Origin of the sequence: Bradyrhizobium acaciae, from assembly GCF_020889785.1 — a bacterium.
GTDB lineage: Bacteria > Pseudomonadota > Alphaproteobacteria > Rhizobiales > Xanthobacteraceae > Bradyrhizobium > Bradyrhizobium acaciae.
In genome coordinates this window covers 1-11354 of the sequence record NZ_JACMYK010000044.1, presented here as the reverse complement: position 1 = coordinate 11354, position 11354 = coordinate 1, and the positions used below count along the sequence as shown (strand labels likewise).

13 protein-coding genes, 1 tRNA gene and 2 pseudogenes are annotated in these 11354 nt (G+C 64.9%); 9 read left to right on the top strand and 7 right to left on the bottom strand.

The genetic code is table 11. The features are described 5' to 3' along the window. Positions 1–42: 42 nt before the first annotated feature. Positions 43–327, bottom strand: a complete 285-nt coding sequence (locus H8A92_RS18640) for a hypothetical protein (RefSeq protein ID WP_229197115.1) — start codon at positions 325–327, stop codon at positions 43–45. A 250-nt stretch (positions 328–577) separates the two neighbouring features. On the opposite strand from H8A92_RS18640, the gene H8A92_RS18635 reads away from it, so the two are divergent. Then, positions 578–865 (top strand): PilZ domain-containing protein, encoded by a 288-nt coding sequence (locus H8A92_RS18635; RefSeq protein ID WP_229197114.1) that lies wholly within the window; start codon positions 578–580, stop codon positions 863–865. 125 nt (positions 866–990) lie between these two features. On the opposite strand, the gene H8A92_RS18630 is transcribed toward H8A92_RS18635, so the two are convergent. Then, a tRNA-Leu gene (locus H8A92_RS18630) sits at positions 991–1077 on the bottom strand. Positions 1078–1301: 224 nt separating this feature from the next. On the opposite strand from H8A92_RS18630, the gene H8A92_RS18625 reads away from it, so the two are divergent. Next, positions 1302–1733 (top strand): twin-arginine translocation pathway signal, encoded by a 432-nt coding sequence (locus H8A92_RS18625; RefSeq protein WP_229197113.1) that lies wholly within the window; start codon positions 1302–1304, stop codon positions 1731–1733. Positions 1734–1796: 63 nt separating this feature from the next. Here the strand turns inward: H8A92_RS18625 and H8A92_RS18620 are convergent. Continuing rightward, a pseudogene (locus H8A92_RS18620) lies at positions 1797–2998 on the bottom strand (FAD-dependent monooxygenase). Positions 2999–3005: 7 nt separating this feature from the next. Next, positions 3006–3251, bottom strand: a complete 246-nt coding sequence (locus H8A92_RS18615; protein WP_018272338.1) for a zinc-finger domain-containing protein — start codon at positions 3249–3251, stop codon at positions 3006–3008. A 249-nt stretch (positions 3252–3500) separates the two neighbouring features. On the opposite strand from H8A92_RS18615, the gene H8A92_RS18610 reads away from it, so the two are divergent. After that, the gene (locus tag H8A92_RS18610; protein ID WP_229197112.1) at positions 3501–4634 is read left to right on the top strand and encodes a hypothetical protein; all 1134 of its coding nucleotides are present in this window, start codon (positions 3501–3503) and stop codon (positions 4632–4634) included. Positions 4635–4710: 76 nt separating this feature from the next. Beyond that, positions 4711–5463: an alpha/beta fold hydrolase gene (locus H8A92_RS18605; protein WP_229197111.1), complete on the top strand. Its 753-nt coding sequence runs from the start codon at positions 4711–4713 to the stop codon at positions 5461–5463. A 15-nt stretch (positions 5464–5478) separates the two neighbouring features. Here the strand turns inward: H8A92_RS18605 and H8A92_RS18600 are convergent. Next, positions 5479–6855 (bottom strand): annotated as a pseudogene (locus tag H8A92_RS18600) (hypothetical protein); the annotation flags it as partial. 197 nt (positions 6856–7052) lie between these two features. On the opposite strand from H8A92_RS18600, the gene cysE reads away from it, so the two are divergent. Both cysE and H8A92_RS18590 read left to right on the top strand, forming a co-directional pair. After that, positions 7053–7880: a serine O-acetyltransferase gene (gene cysE / locus H8A92_RS18595; protein ID WP_163161379.1), complete on the top strand. Its 828-nt coding sequence runs from the start codon at positions 7053–7055 to the stop codon at positions 7878–7880. A gap of 138 nt (positions 7881–8018) precedes the next feature. Next, complete coding sequence (locus H8A92_RS18590; RefSeq protein WP_163161378.1) at positions 8019–8237, top strand: DUF3126 family protein; 219 nt, start codon at positions 8019–8021, stop codon at positions 8235–8237. A 174-nt stretch (positions 8238–8411) separates the two neighbouring features. Here the strand turns inward: H8A92_RS18590 and H8A92_RS18585 are convergent, their stop codons facing one another. Continuing rightward, positions 8412–9122 carry a hypothetical protein gene (locus tag H8A92_RS18585; RefSeq protein WP_229197110.1) on the bottom strand — a complete coding sequence of 237 codons (711 nt, stop codon included), beginning with the start codon at positions 9120–9122 and terminating at the stop codon, positions 8412–8414. A 220-nt stretch (positions 9123–9342) separates the two neighbouring features. Here H8A92_RS18585 and H8A92_RS18580 point away from each other — a divergent pair, with 220 nt between their 5' ends. Next, on the top strand, positions 9343–9672 hold the full coding sequence (locus tag H8A92_RS18580; RefSeq protein ID WP_229182900.1) for a DUF6949 family protein: 330 nt from the start codon (positions 9343–9345) through the stop codon (positions 9670–9672). Positions 9673–9862: 190 nt separating this feature from the next. After that, on the top strand, positions 9863–10393 hold the full coding sequence (locus H8A92_RS18575) for a gamma carbonic anhydrase family protein (protein WP_092115174.1): 531 nt from the start codon (positions 9863–9865) through the stop codon (positions 10391–10393). Between the two features lie 4 nt (positions 10394–10397). Here H8A92_RS18575 and H8A92_RS18570 read toward each other — a convergent pair whose 3' ends face one another. Then, positions 10398–10634: a hypothetical protein gene (locus H8A92_RS18570; RefSeq protein ID WP_229197109.1), complete on the bottom strand. Its 237-nt coding sequence runs from the start codon at positions 10632–10634 to the stop codon at positions 10398–10400. A gap of 87 nt (positions 10635–10721) precedes the next feature. Here H8A92_RS18570 and H8A92_RS18565 point away from each other — a divergent pair, with 87 nt between their 5' ends. Further along, positions 10722–11021, top strand: a complete 300-nt coding sequence (locus H8A92_RS18565; RefSeq protein ID WP_229197108.1) for a hypothetical protein — start codon at positions 10722–10724, stop codon at positions 11019–11021. The last annotated feature ends 333 nt before the right edge of the window (positions 11022–11354 follow it).

Sequence of the window (11354 nt, the reverse complement as noted above, 5' to 3'; positions counted from 1 at the left end):
ATGACAACAATGATGCGACGGACTGGTTCCGGAACGTGCCTACTAATCCGCGTGGCCTGATTTTGCACTGACCGTGCTCGACAGGCTGGTGATTTGTGTCTGCCCGACGTCGCCGCCATTGATCCAGACGGCCGCTCCTGCGGCAAGCGCCAGCACGAAGCACAACATGATCGCGCCGCGAATCCATCGCCGATAGATTACGCGCTCGTTGGGCGTGGCGTCGCGGAATGTCTGTGCATTGAGACCGTTGCTGCAATGAGCCGCGTCGTCGCCGTGCTCGAGACTCGCGGCGCCATGATCGCGCGCCTTGTCGCTTGCAATCGACATCGTCATCTCCGACCAAAATTGATTTCGAAATGTCGTGGCCGAGAAATATGCGGCCGGAATTTCCAATGCGGAGGAGGCTACATCACGTGGCGATCGCCGCGTGTGAACCCCGCCACAGCCGAAAACACGATGTGGTGATGCGTGCTCGGCTGAGCCGCGTCCTGGCATACCAATTTGACTTGGCTTCGCTTGAGGTTCCCGGCAGTATCGCGCCGTAACCTGACGGCTCCTGTACCACCCCGACGGATCCATGGCCGACGACCATAGCAGGCCCGCATCAGCCAGCGCACAACCGCCAATTCCGACCGACGAGCGGCGTGCCGGCCCGCGTCGCCGCGTCCTCAAGACGGGGGCGATCGAATTCGGCAACGAAGCGATACCCTGCACGGTCCGGAATCTCTCGCCGCACGGCGCGTGCATCGAGGTCAACTCGCCGCTGTGGTTTCCGGACGCCTTCGTCCTCGCCGTCGACGGCCTGAGGCACACGTGCCGGGTGGCGTGGAAGAAGGACAGGCGGATCGGACTGCGGTTTTCGTAAGGCGCGGCGCCGTCGGCGCCGGGACGCCTTCACCCGTTGGATTTCTGCTGGGCAGCCCTTCGCTCGCTTCGCCACGAGAGCGTTGCCGGGCTTGCCGAGCCGTAGCTCGCGAAGCGAGCGAAGGCTGGTGCGGGCGGTGGGACTCGAACCCACACGACGTTGCCATCGAGGGATTTTAAGTCCCTTGCGTCTACCAGTTCCGCCACGTCCGCGTTGCGCCAGGCGCGCCGACTTCTAGCGCGTTTGGGCGCAGAGTGGAATTGCGATTATCCGGTGCTAACAAGTGCGCTTTCAAAGGCTTAAGCTGCGGCCTGCAATTCCATTTGCGTCGGCGGCCGAGCGTTGGGATAAGCAGCGCGCCGCCGCGATTGGGCCTCAATCCGGACACCGGCGGCTGCTTTAGGCAATCTCAACACAGTCGGATTAAGTAAGCTGAATGTCTGCTCGTTTCCCACGCCGCCCGAATCTGCTGCGCGCGGCAGCCGTTGTTGTGCTGCTCACCTCCGCCGCGGGCGTTTCCGGCTGCGCACAGATCGGCGACAGCGTGCCGTCGGCGTTCGCCGATCCCGCCAAATACGACCTGTATGATTGCAAGCAGCTCGAGACCGAGCGCAAGGGCCTCGCGAGCCGCGCAGAGGCTCAGGAAAAGCTGATGGCCAAGGCGGAGACCGGCGTCGGCGGTACCGTGGTCTCCGAGATGGTCTATCGCAACGAGCTGGTCTCGATCCACTCCCAGCAGCGGCTTGCGGAGCAGGCATGGCGCAGCAACAAGTGCCATGAAAGCCCGCCGGACGCTCCGGCGGCCGCACCCGCAGCGCCCACGCCGCTGGCGAGTGGCCCGCGTGCACCGCGAGGCCTCATCCACTAAGTCGGCGCCTTGGCGCAAAGCGGATTGCGGTTCGCGCAGGCACAGCGCGCTCAGCCGGACAGCTCAGGCGCGCCAGTCGTAGATCCAGTCCTGCCGCGCCAGCATGCGCTGCGGACCGATGGCGCGGATCGCAAGGTCGCGCGCCACCGCCAACGGTCCGCTCAATGATAGATGCGGCCCTGCTGTCGCGCCATGCGCTGCACCTTCAGCGCGCGCGCGCGCCGCATCCGGGCGTAGCGCTTCAGCGCGGCGGGAATATTTGCGGTGTTCTCCCCGGTGCTGTCGCTCAACGCCTTTGCGAGCACGGCCGCGTCCTCGATCGCCATGCCGGCGCCTTGCGCGGCAAACGGCAACATCGCATGCGCGGCGTCGCCGAGCAGCGTCACTGCGCCTTCGCTCCAGCGGCCGATGTCGGGCAGGGTGAACAACGCCCATTTGCGCCAGCCATCGACCGCGCCGATCAGCATCCGGGCCGTCGCGGGCCAGCGCGCGGTGGCGAACGCGGCCTTGATCTCGTTGACCTCGCCGGGTGCGCTCCAGCCCGGCCGGTTCCAGGTGCCGGATACGATCGCGACCACATTGATCTGGCGTCCGGCCGAGATCGGATAGGCCACGAGATGGGCGTCCGGCCCCATCCACAGCTGCACGCGCGGTGCGGTGTATTCACGCGGCAGGGCGGTTGCGTCCAGCGTGCCACGCCAGGCGATCAGGCCGGAGAATTGCGGCTGTACATCTGGAAACAAATGTCCACGCACCGACGACCAGATGCCGTCGGCGCCGATCAGCGCAACGGCCAATTCCTCCTGGCGTGAATTGCCGCGGCGCTGCACGACCGTCAGGCCCTTGGCGTGCTTGGTCACATCCTCGAACTGGCAGCCGAGCCGCAGGTCGATATCGGGATGGTCGTTGACGGCGGCCTGCAACGCGGCCTGCAGATCGGCGCGGTGGATCACCCAATAGGGAGCGCCGGCGCGGAACTCGGCGGCCTGGCCGAGCGGCATGCGTGCGATCTCGCCACCGGCGCGCGTGCTCAGGATGTTGACGGATTCCGGCGTGACCGCGCGCCGCGCAAGCGGTTCCTTGAGCCCGAGCTCGACCAGGATACGGCTGGCGTTGGGAGAGAGCTGGATGCCGGCGCCGGCTTCCTCGAGCCGCTCGGCCTTCTCCAGCACCACGACGCGAAAGCCCTGTGCCGCCAGTGTCAGCGACGCCGTCAGTCCTCCGATTCCGGCGCCGGCAACGATGACGGTTCGCGTCAGCGCCACGGAACGGTCAGGCGACCTTGTCTTTCAGCACGCATTCCGGCGGCCGCGCTTCGCCGGCGGCGAGGTCGGATGCGAAGCGATAGAGCGTCGAGCAATACGGGCAGATGATCTCGTTGTCGTTGCCGAGGTCGAGGAACACGTGCGGATGGTCGAATGGCGGGTTGGCGCCCACGCACATGAACTCCTGCGATCCGATTTCGATCACCGAGACACCGGCATCGTTATGGAAGTGCGGGACGACGTGGTCGGACATATTCTCACCTTGGTGGCAACGATGGGCAGACGCAATCAATAGCATGCGGCATCGTGAAATGCCGCGCACCATACTGGCGGGAACAGTTGATTCCTAGAGCCCCGATGGCTCATTTGCTCATGCAAATTCGACACAATCTTGTCGTCCCAGAGAAGCCCTTCTTTGGTCGGAGCCGTTGTGTCTCAAAAACGGCACACTATTTCCACAGCGACTTGAACAAGGCGAATTAAACTTGAGGTTTCCAGCGGAATGAACGGGGTGCGCCTCAGACTTGCGGTAGCCGGCCTGGCTGCGAGCGCTGCGGTGGGCGCTGCTATTTGGCCGCATGCCCGCGACGCCGGCACGCTGCTGTCAGCGCGGGACGATCCGGCCGCGCTCGCCGACCTCAGGCTCAATTCCGTCCTGCGCAACAACCCGGCGTTGATCTCCGACAATATCGAATCGGCACTCGCAGCCGGTGATGCCGACCTTGCGACGAGCTTTGTCGCGCTCGCGGGCGAGAAGAACATCGCGCTCAATGATGAGCTCACAAGGCGCGTCGACGACGCGCGTGCCGAACAGTCATCCACCACGCATTTCGCCAAAGGGTTCGCCACCGGGCTCGTGACCGGCAATGCCGACGATGTCGCAAGCCTCTCCGGCACGGTCGCGGGCGACCTGTTCGTGTTCGGTGATGTCAGGGACGTCGTGCGCGAGGGCAAGCACCTCGTGATGGGCGAGGACACCGACCAGTTGGTGCTTGGCTTTGCCGCCGCCGGTCTCGCCGTGACCGCCGCGACGTATGTCTCGGTCGGCGGCGCCGCGCCGCTGCGTGCCGGGCTGACGCTGGTGAAGGATACGCGCAAGGCCGGACGGCTGAGCGAGGGCATGATCGAATGGGCCGGTCGCTCGACGCGCGAGGTCGTCGACCAGCCGGCGCTGCGCGAGGCGGTCGCATCCGGCTCGGTGCTTCGGCCTGCGGAAACTGCAACGGCGATCCGCGCGGCATTCCGCGCCGAGAAGGCCGGCGCATTGGTGCGCGTTGCCAAGGACGTCGGACGGATCGGCGAGGCGGCCGGGGTTCGTGCCGCGCGGGACACGCTCAAGGTCGCGGAAAACCCGCAGGAGATCGCGCGTGCGGCCCGCATTGCCGAGGCGAAGGGCGGCCAGACCCGCGCGATCCTGAAGCTGCTTGGCCGCGGCGCGCTGCTGCTGGCGGCGGGGGCATTCAATCTATCCATGTGGCTGTTCGGCGCGCTGCTTGCGCTGTTCGGCTTCCTGTCGTCGATCAAGGCCACCACCGAGCGGACCACGGCGTGGTGGCTCCGACGACGCAAGGCGTTGCGCCTGAAGCGGCAGCTGGCCACCACAGCTACTCTGGCGAGTATGCCCGTTCAGGGCTAAACTTGCGGTCGCCGGTCGATCGCAAATCCCAAATCCTGATCCCAAATCCTGATCCCAAGAAAAAACGGAATCGATGATGCCGAGTTTCCATCACGGCGATGTTGAGATTGCCTATATCGACGAAGGCGACGGCGAGCCGATCGTGCTCGTGCACGGCTTTGCCTCGAGCAAGAACGTCAACTGGATCTATCCGACCTGGGTGTCGGATCTCGTCAAGGCCGGCCGTCGCGTCATCGCGCTGGACAATCGCGGCCACGGAGAATCCGCCAAGCCCTACGACGTCGAGCAGTACGAGATCGCGACCATGGCAAGCGACATGATCGCGCTGATGGATCATGTCGGAATCGCGCGCGCCGACATCATGGGATATTCGCTGGGCTCGCGGATGACCGCCATCCTGGCGCGTGAACATTCCGATCGGGTGCGCTCGGCGATCCTGGGGGGCATCGGCATCGGGCTGATCGAGGGCGGCGGTCCCGGCGAGGCCGTCGCGCTGGCGCTGGAGGTGCCGTCGCTCGACGATGTCACCGATCCGGTCGGCCGCACCTTCCGCGCCTTTGCCGATCAGACCCGCTCCGACCGCCGCGCGCTTGCGGCCTGCCTGCGTGGCTCGCGCCGGCTGATGACGCGCGAGGAGGCGGCCGGCATCCGCGTGCCGGTCCTGATCGCGGTCGGCAGCAAGGACGAGATCGCGGGCTCCGCGTCAGCGCTCGGGCGGGTCATTCCGGGGTCGGAGGTGCTCGACATTCCGAACCGCGACCACATGCGGGCGGTCGGCGACAAGGTCTACAAGACCGGGGTCATCGACTTCCTGTCGCGGCGAAAATAGCCCGTCGGAATCGTTCTCGGCATCGTCGCTGGCGAATGCGCGCGCGGCCGCGATCAGCACCACGAAGGTCGTGACCCACACCATGCGCGCGCCGTAGCGGTCGTGCGGCCCCGAGATCACGCCGCAGATGACGGCATTGCCGAGTAGAGCGAGCGTGATCGTGCCCGCCAATAGCGTCAGATCGTCGAGCCGCCGCTGCCACAGCCCGCGGCCGAACAGCAGCACGACCAGCAGCATCGAGGCCAGCGCGACGGGCACGTGGATGCGGTTGATGGCGGTGAAGTCGAGATGCCATTTTTGCTGCCGCGCCGCGCGCATCGGCGCGACCTGCGCGGGAATGTAGCGCTCGATGATGCCGTAGGTGTGCGGGATCCAGCCATTGGTGCCTTCGCCGGTCGCGACATGCATCAGCTGGTCGACGGTTGCGGTCAGCGCCGCCTTGGCCTGCCATTCCGGGTATTCGGCCAGCGAACGCTGTACGATGTATCCCATCTCGTCGTTCAGTCCCTGGAAGCGGCCGAGCGTGTCGAACATGCTGTGGCCCCACAGGAAGTCATCGGCGGTCGGCGGCAACTCGTTGCGATAGGGACAGAGCTTCAGGTTCTCCCTCGCGCAGTTGTCGCGCAGATATTGCGTGACGATGCCATCCTGCAACATGCGACCGAAGGCGACGCCGATGCCGCCGGGTGTCCAGGCGAGCTGTCCGGACAGCGCGAAGTTCGCCGCCAGCAGCATCGCGCCACCCGCGACGGTGGTGAGGCTGCCTTGCACGAGGCTTGCGACCGGGATGCGGCGGCCGAGCCACGGACGCAGCATCCAGCCGACGCAGCACAGGCCGAGCAGCACCGCGAGCGTCGCGCTATGTGTGGCGGCCGAAAACGCGGTGAAGCCGAACAGCACCGCCTTCTCCAGCGTCGAGATCCTGTCACCGCAGAGCACGAGGATGAAGAGCGCAAGCACCGAAAGGCCGGCAAAGATGTCGGTCAGCAGCATGCTTGTGAGCCATGGCAGCGCGGTGGTTCCGATCAGCGCGAGGCTGATCGCGATCAGCCGGACCGGCCGGGCAAGGTCGAGCACGCGCAGCGTCAGCTGCAGGATCCACAGCGTCGCGAGCGCCTGGACGCCGAGGTTGAGCCAGAAGCCCGATGCTTCGCCGAGATGGAGATAGATGCCGAACACGGTGGACCGGCTCGGCACCAGATAGCCCTCGTACCAGCGCGCCAGATAGCCGCCGGTATCCCACTGGAGCAGCGGATAGCCGTTCCAGAAGGCAGGGGCGAGCAGGAGCAGGGGGATGGCAATGGTGGCGACCCAGGCCGACCGGGCATCGGTCAGGCGGGCCCCTAGACTCCGGGTATTGATGATGGTTCCCCCTTTATTGGGGCCGACCATGCCCAAAACCACACTGCGGACGAAATCCGCCAATAGTTGCAGAAGCACGGCTTGATTTCGGCAAAATCCCGACCAATTCCCCTAGACGCCGCTCCGGGGAGCGTTCGGCTGGGGTTTACCGTGCTGAGCCTTCCCGGGACGCGCTGGGTCCATCGTGCTATAACGCACGTCAGAACAACCGAATTGCGAGAGCAGCTATGGCAGTTCATCAGGTCAATCCGCAGGGTGCGAAGCTGACTTCGCTCGATCCGATCTGGGATCGGATTCGCGGCGAGGCGGAAGACATCCTGCGGCGCGAGCCTGAGCTCGCAACCTTCATCTATGCGACCGTGCTGCATCATGAGCGCCTGGAAGATTCGGTGGTCCATCGCATTGCCGAGCGGCTCGATCACGCCGCGCTGTCGGGCGACCTGATCCGCCAGACCTATAGCGAGGCGCTGCGCGACGAGCCCGATCTCGGCAACGCCTTCCGCGCCGACCTCGTCGCGGTCTATGACCGGGATCCCGCGACGTCGCGCTTCATCGACCCCTTGCTCTACTTCAAGGGCTTTCACGCGCTGCAGACCCATCGTCTCGCACACTGGCTCTATCAGAAGGGCCGCAAGGATTTTGCCTTCTACCTGCAGAGCCGCTCGTCGGCGGTGTTCCAGACCGACATCAACCCGGCCGCCAGGATCGGCCGCGGCATCTTCCTCGATCACGCCACCGGTTTCGTCTGCGGCGAGACCGCCGTCATCGACGACGACGTCTCGATCCTGCATGGCGTCACGCTCGGCGGCACCGGCAAGGAGAACGAGGATCGCCATCCGAAGATCCGCCACGGCGTGCTGATCGGCGCCGGCGCCAAGATCCTCGGCAATATCGAGATCGGTCATTGTGCGCGCATCGCGGCGGGCTCGGTCGTGGTCAAGCCCGTGCCGCACAACGTCACGGTTGCGGGCGTGCCGGCGAAAATCGTCGGCGAGGCCGGCTGTGCCGAGCCGTCGCGCACCATGGACCAGATGCTCAACGCGATCGGGCTTTGATTTCACTCGCTTTCTGATCGGCGGCGCGCTTTGGCGTGTGCGCAATATCACGTCGCCAAAGCCTGAAAAGGCTCTGGCGATCTTTGCCGTCTCGTCCTAAAACTCCCCCGAAAATCATCGACCCGATTGGAGACGGCAGTGGACGTTCAGGAAGTCAGGAAGCTCGACGCGTATCTCAAACGCGTGTTCAGCAATCCCAAGATCCGCGTTGTGCCGCGGCCCAAGAAGGACGACTCCGCCGAAGTCTATATCGGCGAGGAGTTCATCGGCGTGCTGTTCGTCGACGACGAGGACGATGATCGCTCGTTCCAGTTCCAGATGGCCATTCTGGAAGAGGACCTGAGCGAGCAAGGCTGAAGAGCCTTGCCCAAGTTCGTCATTGCGAGGAGCTCGCGACAAAATTGCAATGCAATTTTGCGCTGAAGCGACGAAGCGATCCATGTCACCGCTCGCGGAAATATGGATTGCTTCGCGGAGCCTGTCATCCGGCGCGCGTCGCGCCGACCGGGTGGCTCGCAATGACGGCGTAAGTCATCCCTTCGCGCTGTGCATCTGCGCGGAGAGGCGGTTCATCGCGGTGGCGATGTCGCGCCATTGCACGAGCCAGCTGCGCGGAAAGCGGAAGGTCAGATCGGCGCCCTCGATGCGCTGCTCGCTCAGGCACATGCCGGGCGTCGACGTATCGCGCGTGCAGCGCGCCGCGAGCTGCGGCTCGGTCGCGGTGAACAGGTCCTCGCCGCCATAGGGCGTGCCGTCGCGGAACGCGCGTGTCGTCAAGCCGTCGTCGGTATTCGCGCGCTCGTCCAGATAGCGCGGATAGATCGTACGCAGCCGCATCTCCGGCGCCAGCGAATCGTGGTGGGCTGCGATCGACACGAAAATCCTGTCGATCGGCTGCACCTTGTCCTCGACTGTATCGGCGCTGTAGTGCTTCGGGGCGGCAGGCGCCTCCAGCGACGGATAGAGGAAGCTCAGGTCGACGCGCTCCTGCGGCCCGGAATGGCGCTGGATCTTCATGCGCACGGCCATGGTCGGCACGTTGAACAGCGTGCCGCCGACGCTCACCGGCAGCCGCGACGGGTCGCTCGGCGGGACGGTCGTATACGTTGGCCACAACAGATAGGCGACGAGCGCAATCGCGCCGGCCGCGATGACCGCTGAGGCGATGATCGGAACGAGGTGCGCGCGCGGGTTGCGGCGAGTGTCGCGGGCGAGATGCTGGGCCGTCGAGAGAAGTGTCATGAACGAGGCAAAGACCAGGTCGAGGGTGGCCGAATCACCTGCCGAATATGCCACGCGGCGCGGAATTTCCGTACGATTCCAAGGGAATCCCGCAGCGAATGGCCATGCGCAAACGCAGCGCCAGGTGCTGCCGGTTAACCTTTCCTTAAGGATGATGTGGCGGCGGGCCGCCAATTCTGCGAAGCAGGAGCGAGTGGCCTGTTGCGTAGCGGAAGTTCCGATGTCGCCTGATACCCTGAATTCCCTGTTCTCCCTCTTCATCGGCTTCGCGTTCGCCGGCGCACTGGCCAACGGTTATCAGGCGATGGCGGAGCGCCCGGCAGGCTTCGGCCTGCTGCAGGAGGGCGTGGCGCCGAAGACCTTCGCCGCGGTCCCGTTCCTGGTCTTCGCCGCACCCTTCATCATCATGCGCAACACGCTGCGCGGCGCGCGCATCGAGCGCCGCCGCTTCGAGTTCGTGATGATGGCAACCGTCATCTCCGGCTTCTGGAGCCTGATGTCGGGCACCTTCTTCATGATGACGCTGCGCGCGGCGGGCGTGCTCGGCTGATCCGACCAGGATCCGCGCCGATACTGATCGCACTTGCTTGAAACCACGTCAGTCGCTGTGCCAAGGTCTCCTTCGATCAGAGCTTCGGTTCTGATTGAATCAGAGCCGAAGCTCTGGATTTTCGTTTCGACGCGTTTTCTTCACGCGAACCGGTGTCCACTTCGCTTGAAAACGCTCCAGGGAGACCTTCATGGCGATCTACGAACTCGACGGGCAGGGGCCCGATCTTCCCGCTGACGGCAGCTATTTCATCGCCGACAATGCCGTTGTGATCGGCAAGGTCCGCCTCAAATCCGCGGCGAGCGTCTGGTTCGGCGCCGTGCTGCGCGGCGACAATGAGTGGATCGAGATCGGCGAGGGCTCCAACGTGCAGGACAATTCGACCCTGCATGTCGATCCCGGTTTCCCCCTGACCATCGGCAACAACGTGACCATCGGCCACAATGCGATCGTGCATGGCTGCACGCTGGAAGACGGCGTGCTGATCGGGATGGGATCGATCGTGATGAACGGCGCGCGGATCCGGCGCGGCAGTGTCGTCGGCGCCGGCTCGGTCATTACCGAGGGCAAGGAGTTTCCGGAAAATTCCCTGATCATCGGTGCACCGGCGCGCGTGGTGCGCACGCTTGACGCCGCGCAGGCCGAGGCGTTGTCGCGGCCGGCCAAGTCCTATGCCATCAGGGGCCCGCAGTACAAAGCCGGGCTGAAGAAGATCGGCTGAACTCTCAGCGCTTCGGGCCCTGCTTGCGTGCGCCCTTCGGTGCCGCGGGGCCCGGCTTTGCTGCCGCCTGAAGCCTCGCGCTCTTGCGCAGCGCGTCCTTCAGGTCGATCGGAATACCGTGCTTCTTGAGCAGGTCGGCGAAGGCCTCGTCCGCGAGCTCCTGCAAGGTCGCCATCCGGTCGCGGCCAAGCTGCTTCAGCTTGTCGAACGTGTCGTCGTCAAACTCGATCAGCTTGCGCAAATTGCATTGCTCCCAAACTGTATTGCTCGATCGCCTGCCGGAACCGGTGTCTTGCGGACTTGTTGATGTCCGCAAGGGAGAATTGCCATGCGCAAATTATCCGTCACCACCGCGTTCGCGACAATCGCTGTTCTGCTGGCGCCCGCAATTGCCGTCGCCCAAAGCACCGGGACCGGTAGCCCCTCGTCAGCCAGTCCGACATTGCCGCAAGCCACTTCACCGCCGCCCGGCACCAACAGTGCCGGCACGGCTCAATCCTCCGGCCGCCTGAATGCCGGTGAGGGCGTCACCACCGGCTCGGCCTCGACTGAAAACCTCGACAAGGCGATCGCCGACGAGAACAAGACGGTCGACCGCCGGGTCAAAGGCATCTGCCGTGGCTGTTAACTTTTGACGGCCGCGCCTTGATGAACGCGGGTCGCGCAGAAGTGAGGGCGACTAAGGCGCACGGTTGAAGCGGTGGTCCTACATTGGGTTAGCATGCGCGGGACGCGGCGGAGGAGGCTTGTAGCGAAAAGCCTCGGAAAGAGGAGTGACGGGTGATGTTGCGTAAGACGATGATTGCCTTGCTGGCGACGGCCTCGGTCGGCCTGCTCACGGTCGACACCGCGTCGGCACGAGGTGGTTTCGGTGGCGGCGGTTTCGGCGGCTTCCATGGCGGTGGCGGTGCATTCCGCGCTATGGGCGCGGGCGGCGGCTTCCGGTCGGCTGCGATCGGCG

Coding starts and splice junctions, on each gene's coding strand:
- H8A92_RS18640 (WP_229197115.1), bottom strand. CDS start 327: ATGTCGATTGCAAGCGACAAGGCGCGCGATCATGGCGCCGCGAGTCTC.
- H8A92_RS18635 (WP_229197114.1), top strand. CDS start 578: ATGGCCGACGACCATAGCAGGCCCGCATCAGCCAGCGCACAACCGCCA.
- H8A92_RS18625 (WP_229197113.1), top strand. CDS start 1,302: ATGTCTGCTCGTTTCCCACGCCGCCCGAATCTGCTGCGCGCGGCAGCC.
- H8A92_RS18615 (WP_018272338.1), bottom strand. CDS start 3,251: ATGTCCGACCACGTCGTCCCGCACTTCCATAACGATGCCGGTGTCTCG.
- H8A92_RS18610 (WP_229197112.1), top strand. CDS start 3,501: ATGAACGGGGTGCGCCTCAGACTTGCGGTAGCCGGCCTGGCTGCGAGC.
- H8A92_RS18605 (WP_229197111.1), top strand. CDS start 4,711: ATGCCGAGTTTCCATCACGGCGATGTTGAGATTGCCTATATCGACGAA.
- cysE (WP_163161379.1), top strand. CDS start 7,053: ATGGCAGTTCATCAGGTCAATCCGCAGGGTGCGAAGCTGACTTCGCTC.
- H8A92_RS18585 (WP_229197110.1), bottom strand. CDS start 9,122: ATGACACTTCTCTCGACGGCCCAGCATCTCGCCCGCGACACTCGCCGC.
- H8A92_RS18580 (WP_229182900.1), top strand. CDS start 9,343: ATGTCGCCTGATACCCTGAATTCCCTGTTCTCCCTCTTCATCGGCTTC.
- H8A92_RS18575 (WP_092115174.1), top strand. CDS start 9,863: ATGGCGATCTACGAACTCGACGGGCAGGGGCCCGATCTTCCCGCTGAC.
- H8A92_RS18565 (WP_229197108.1), top strand. CDS start 10,722: ATGCGCAAATTATCCGTCACCACCGCGTTCGCGACAATCGCTGTTCTG.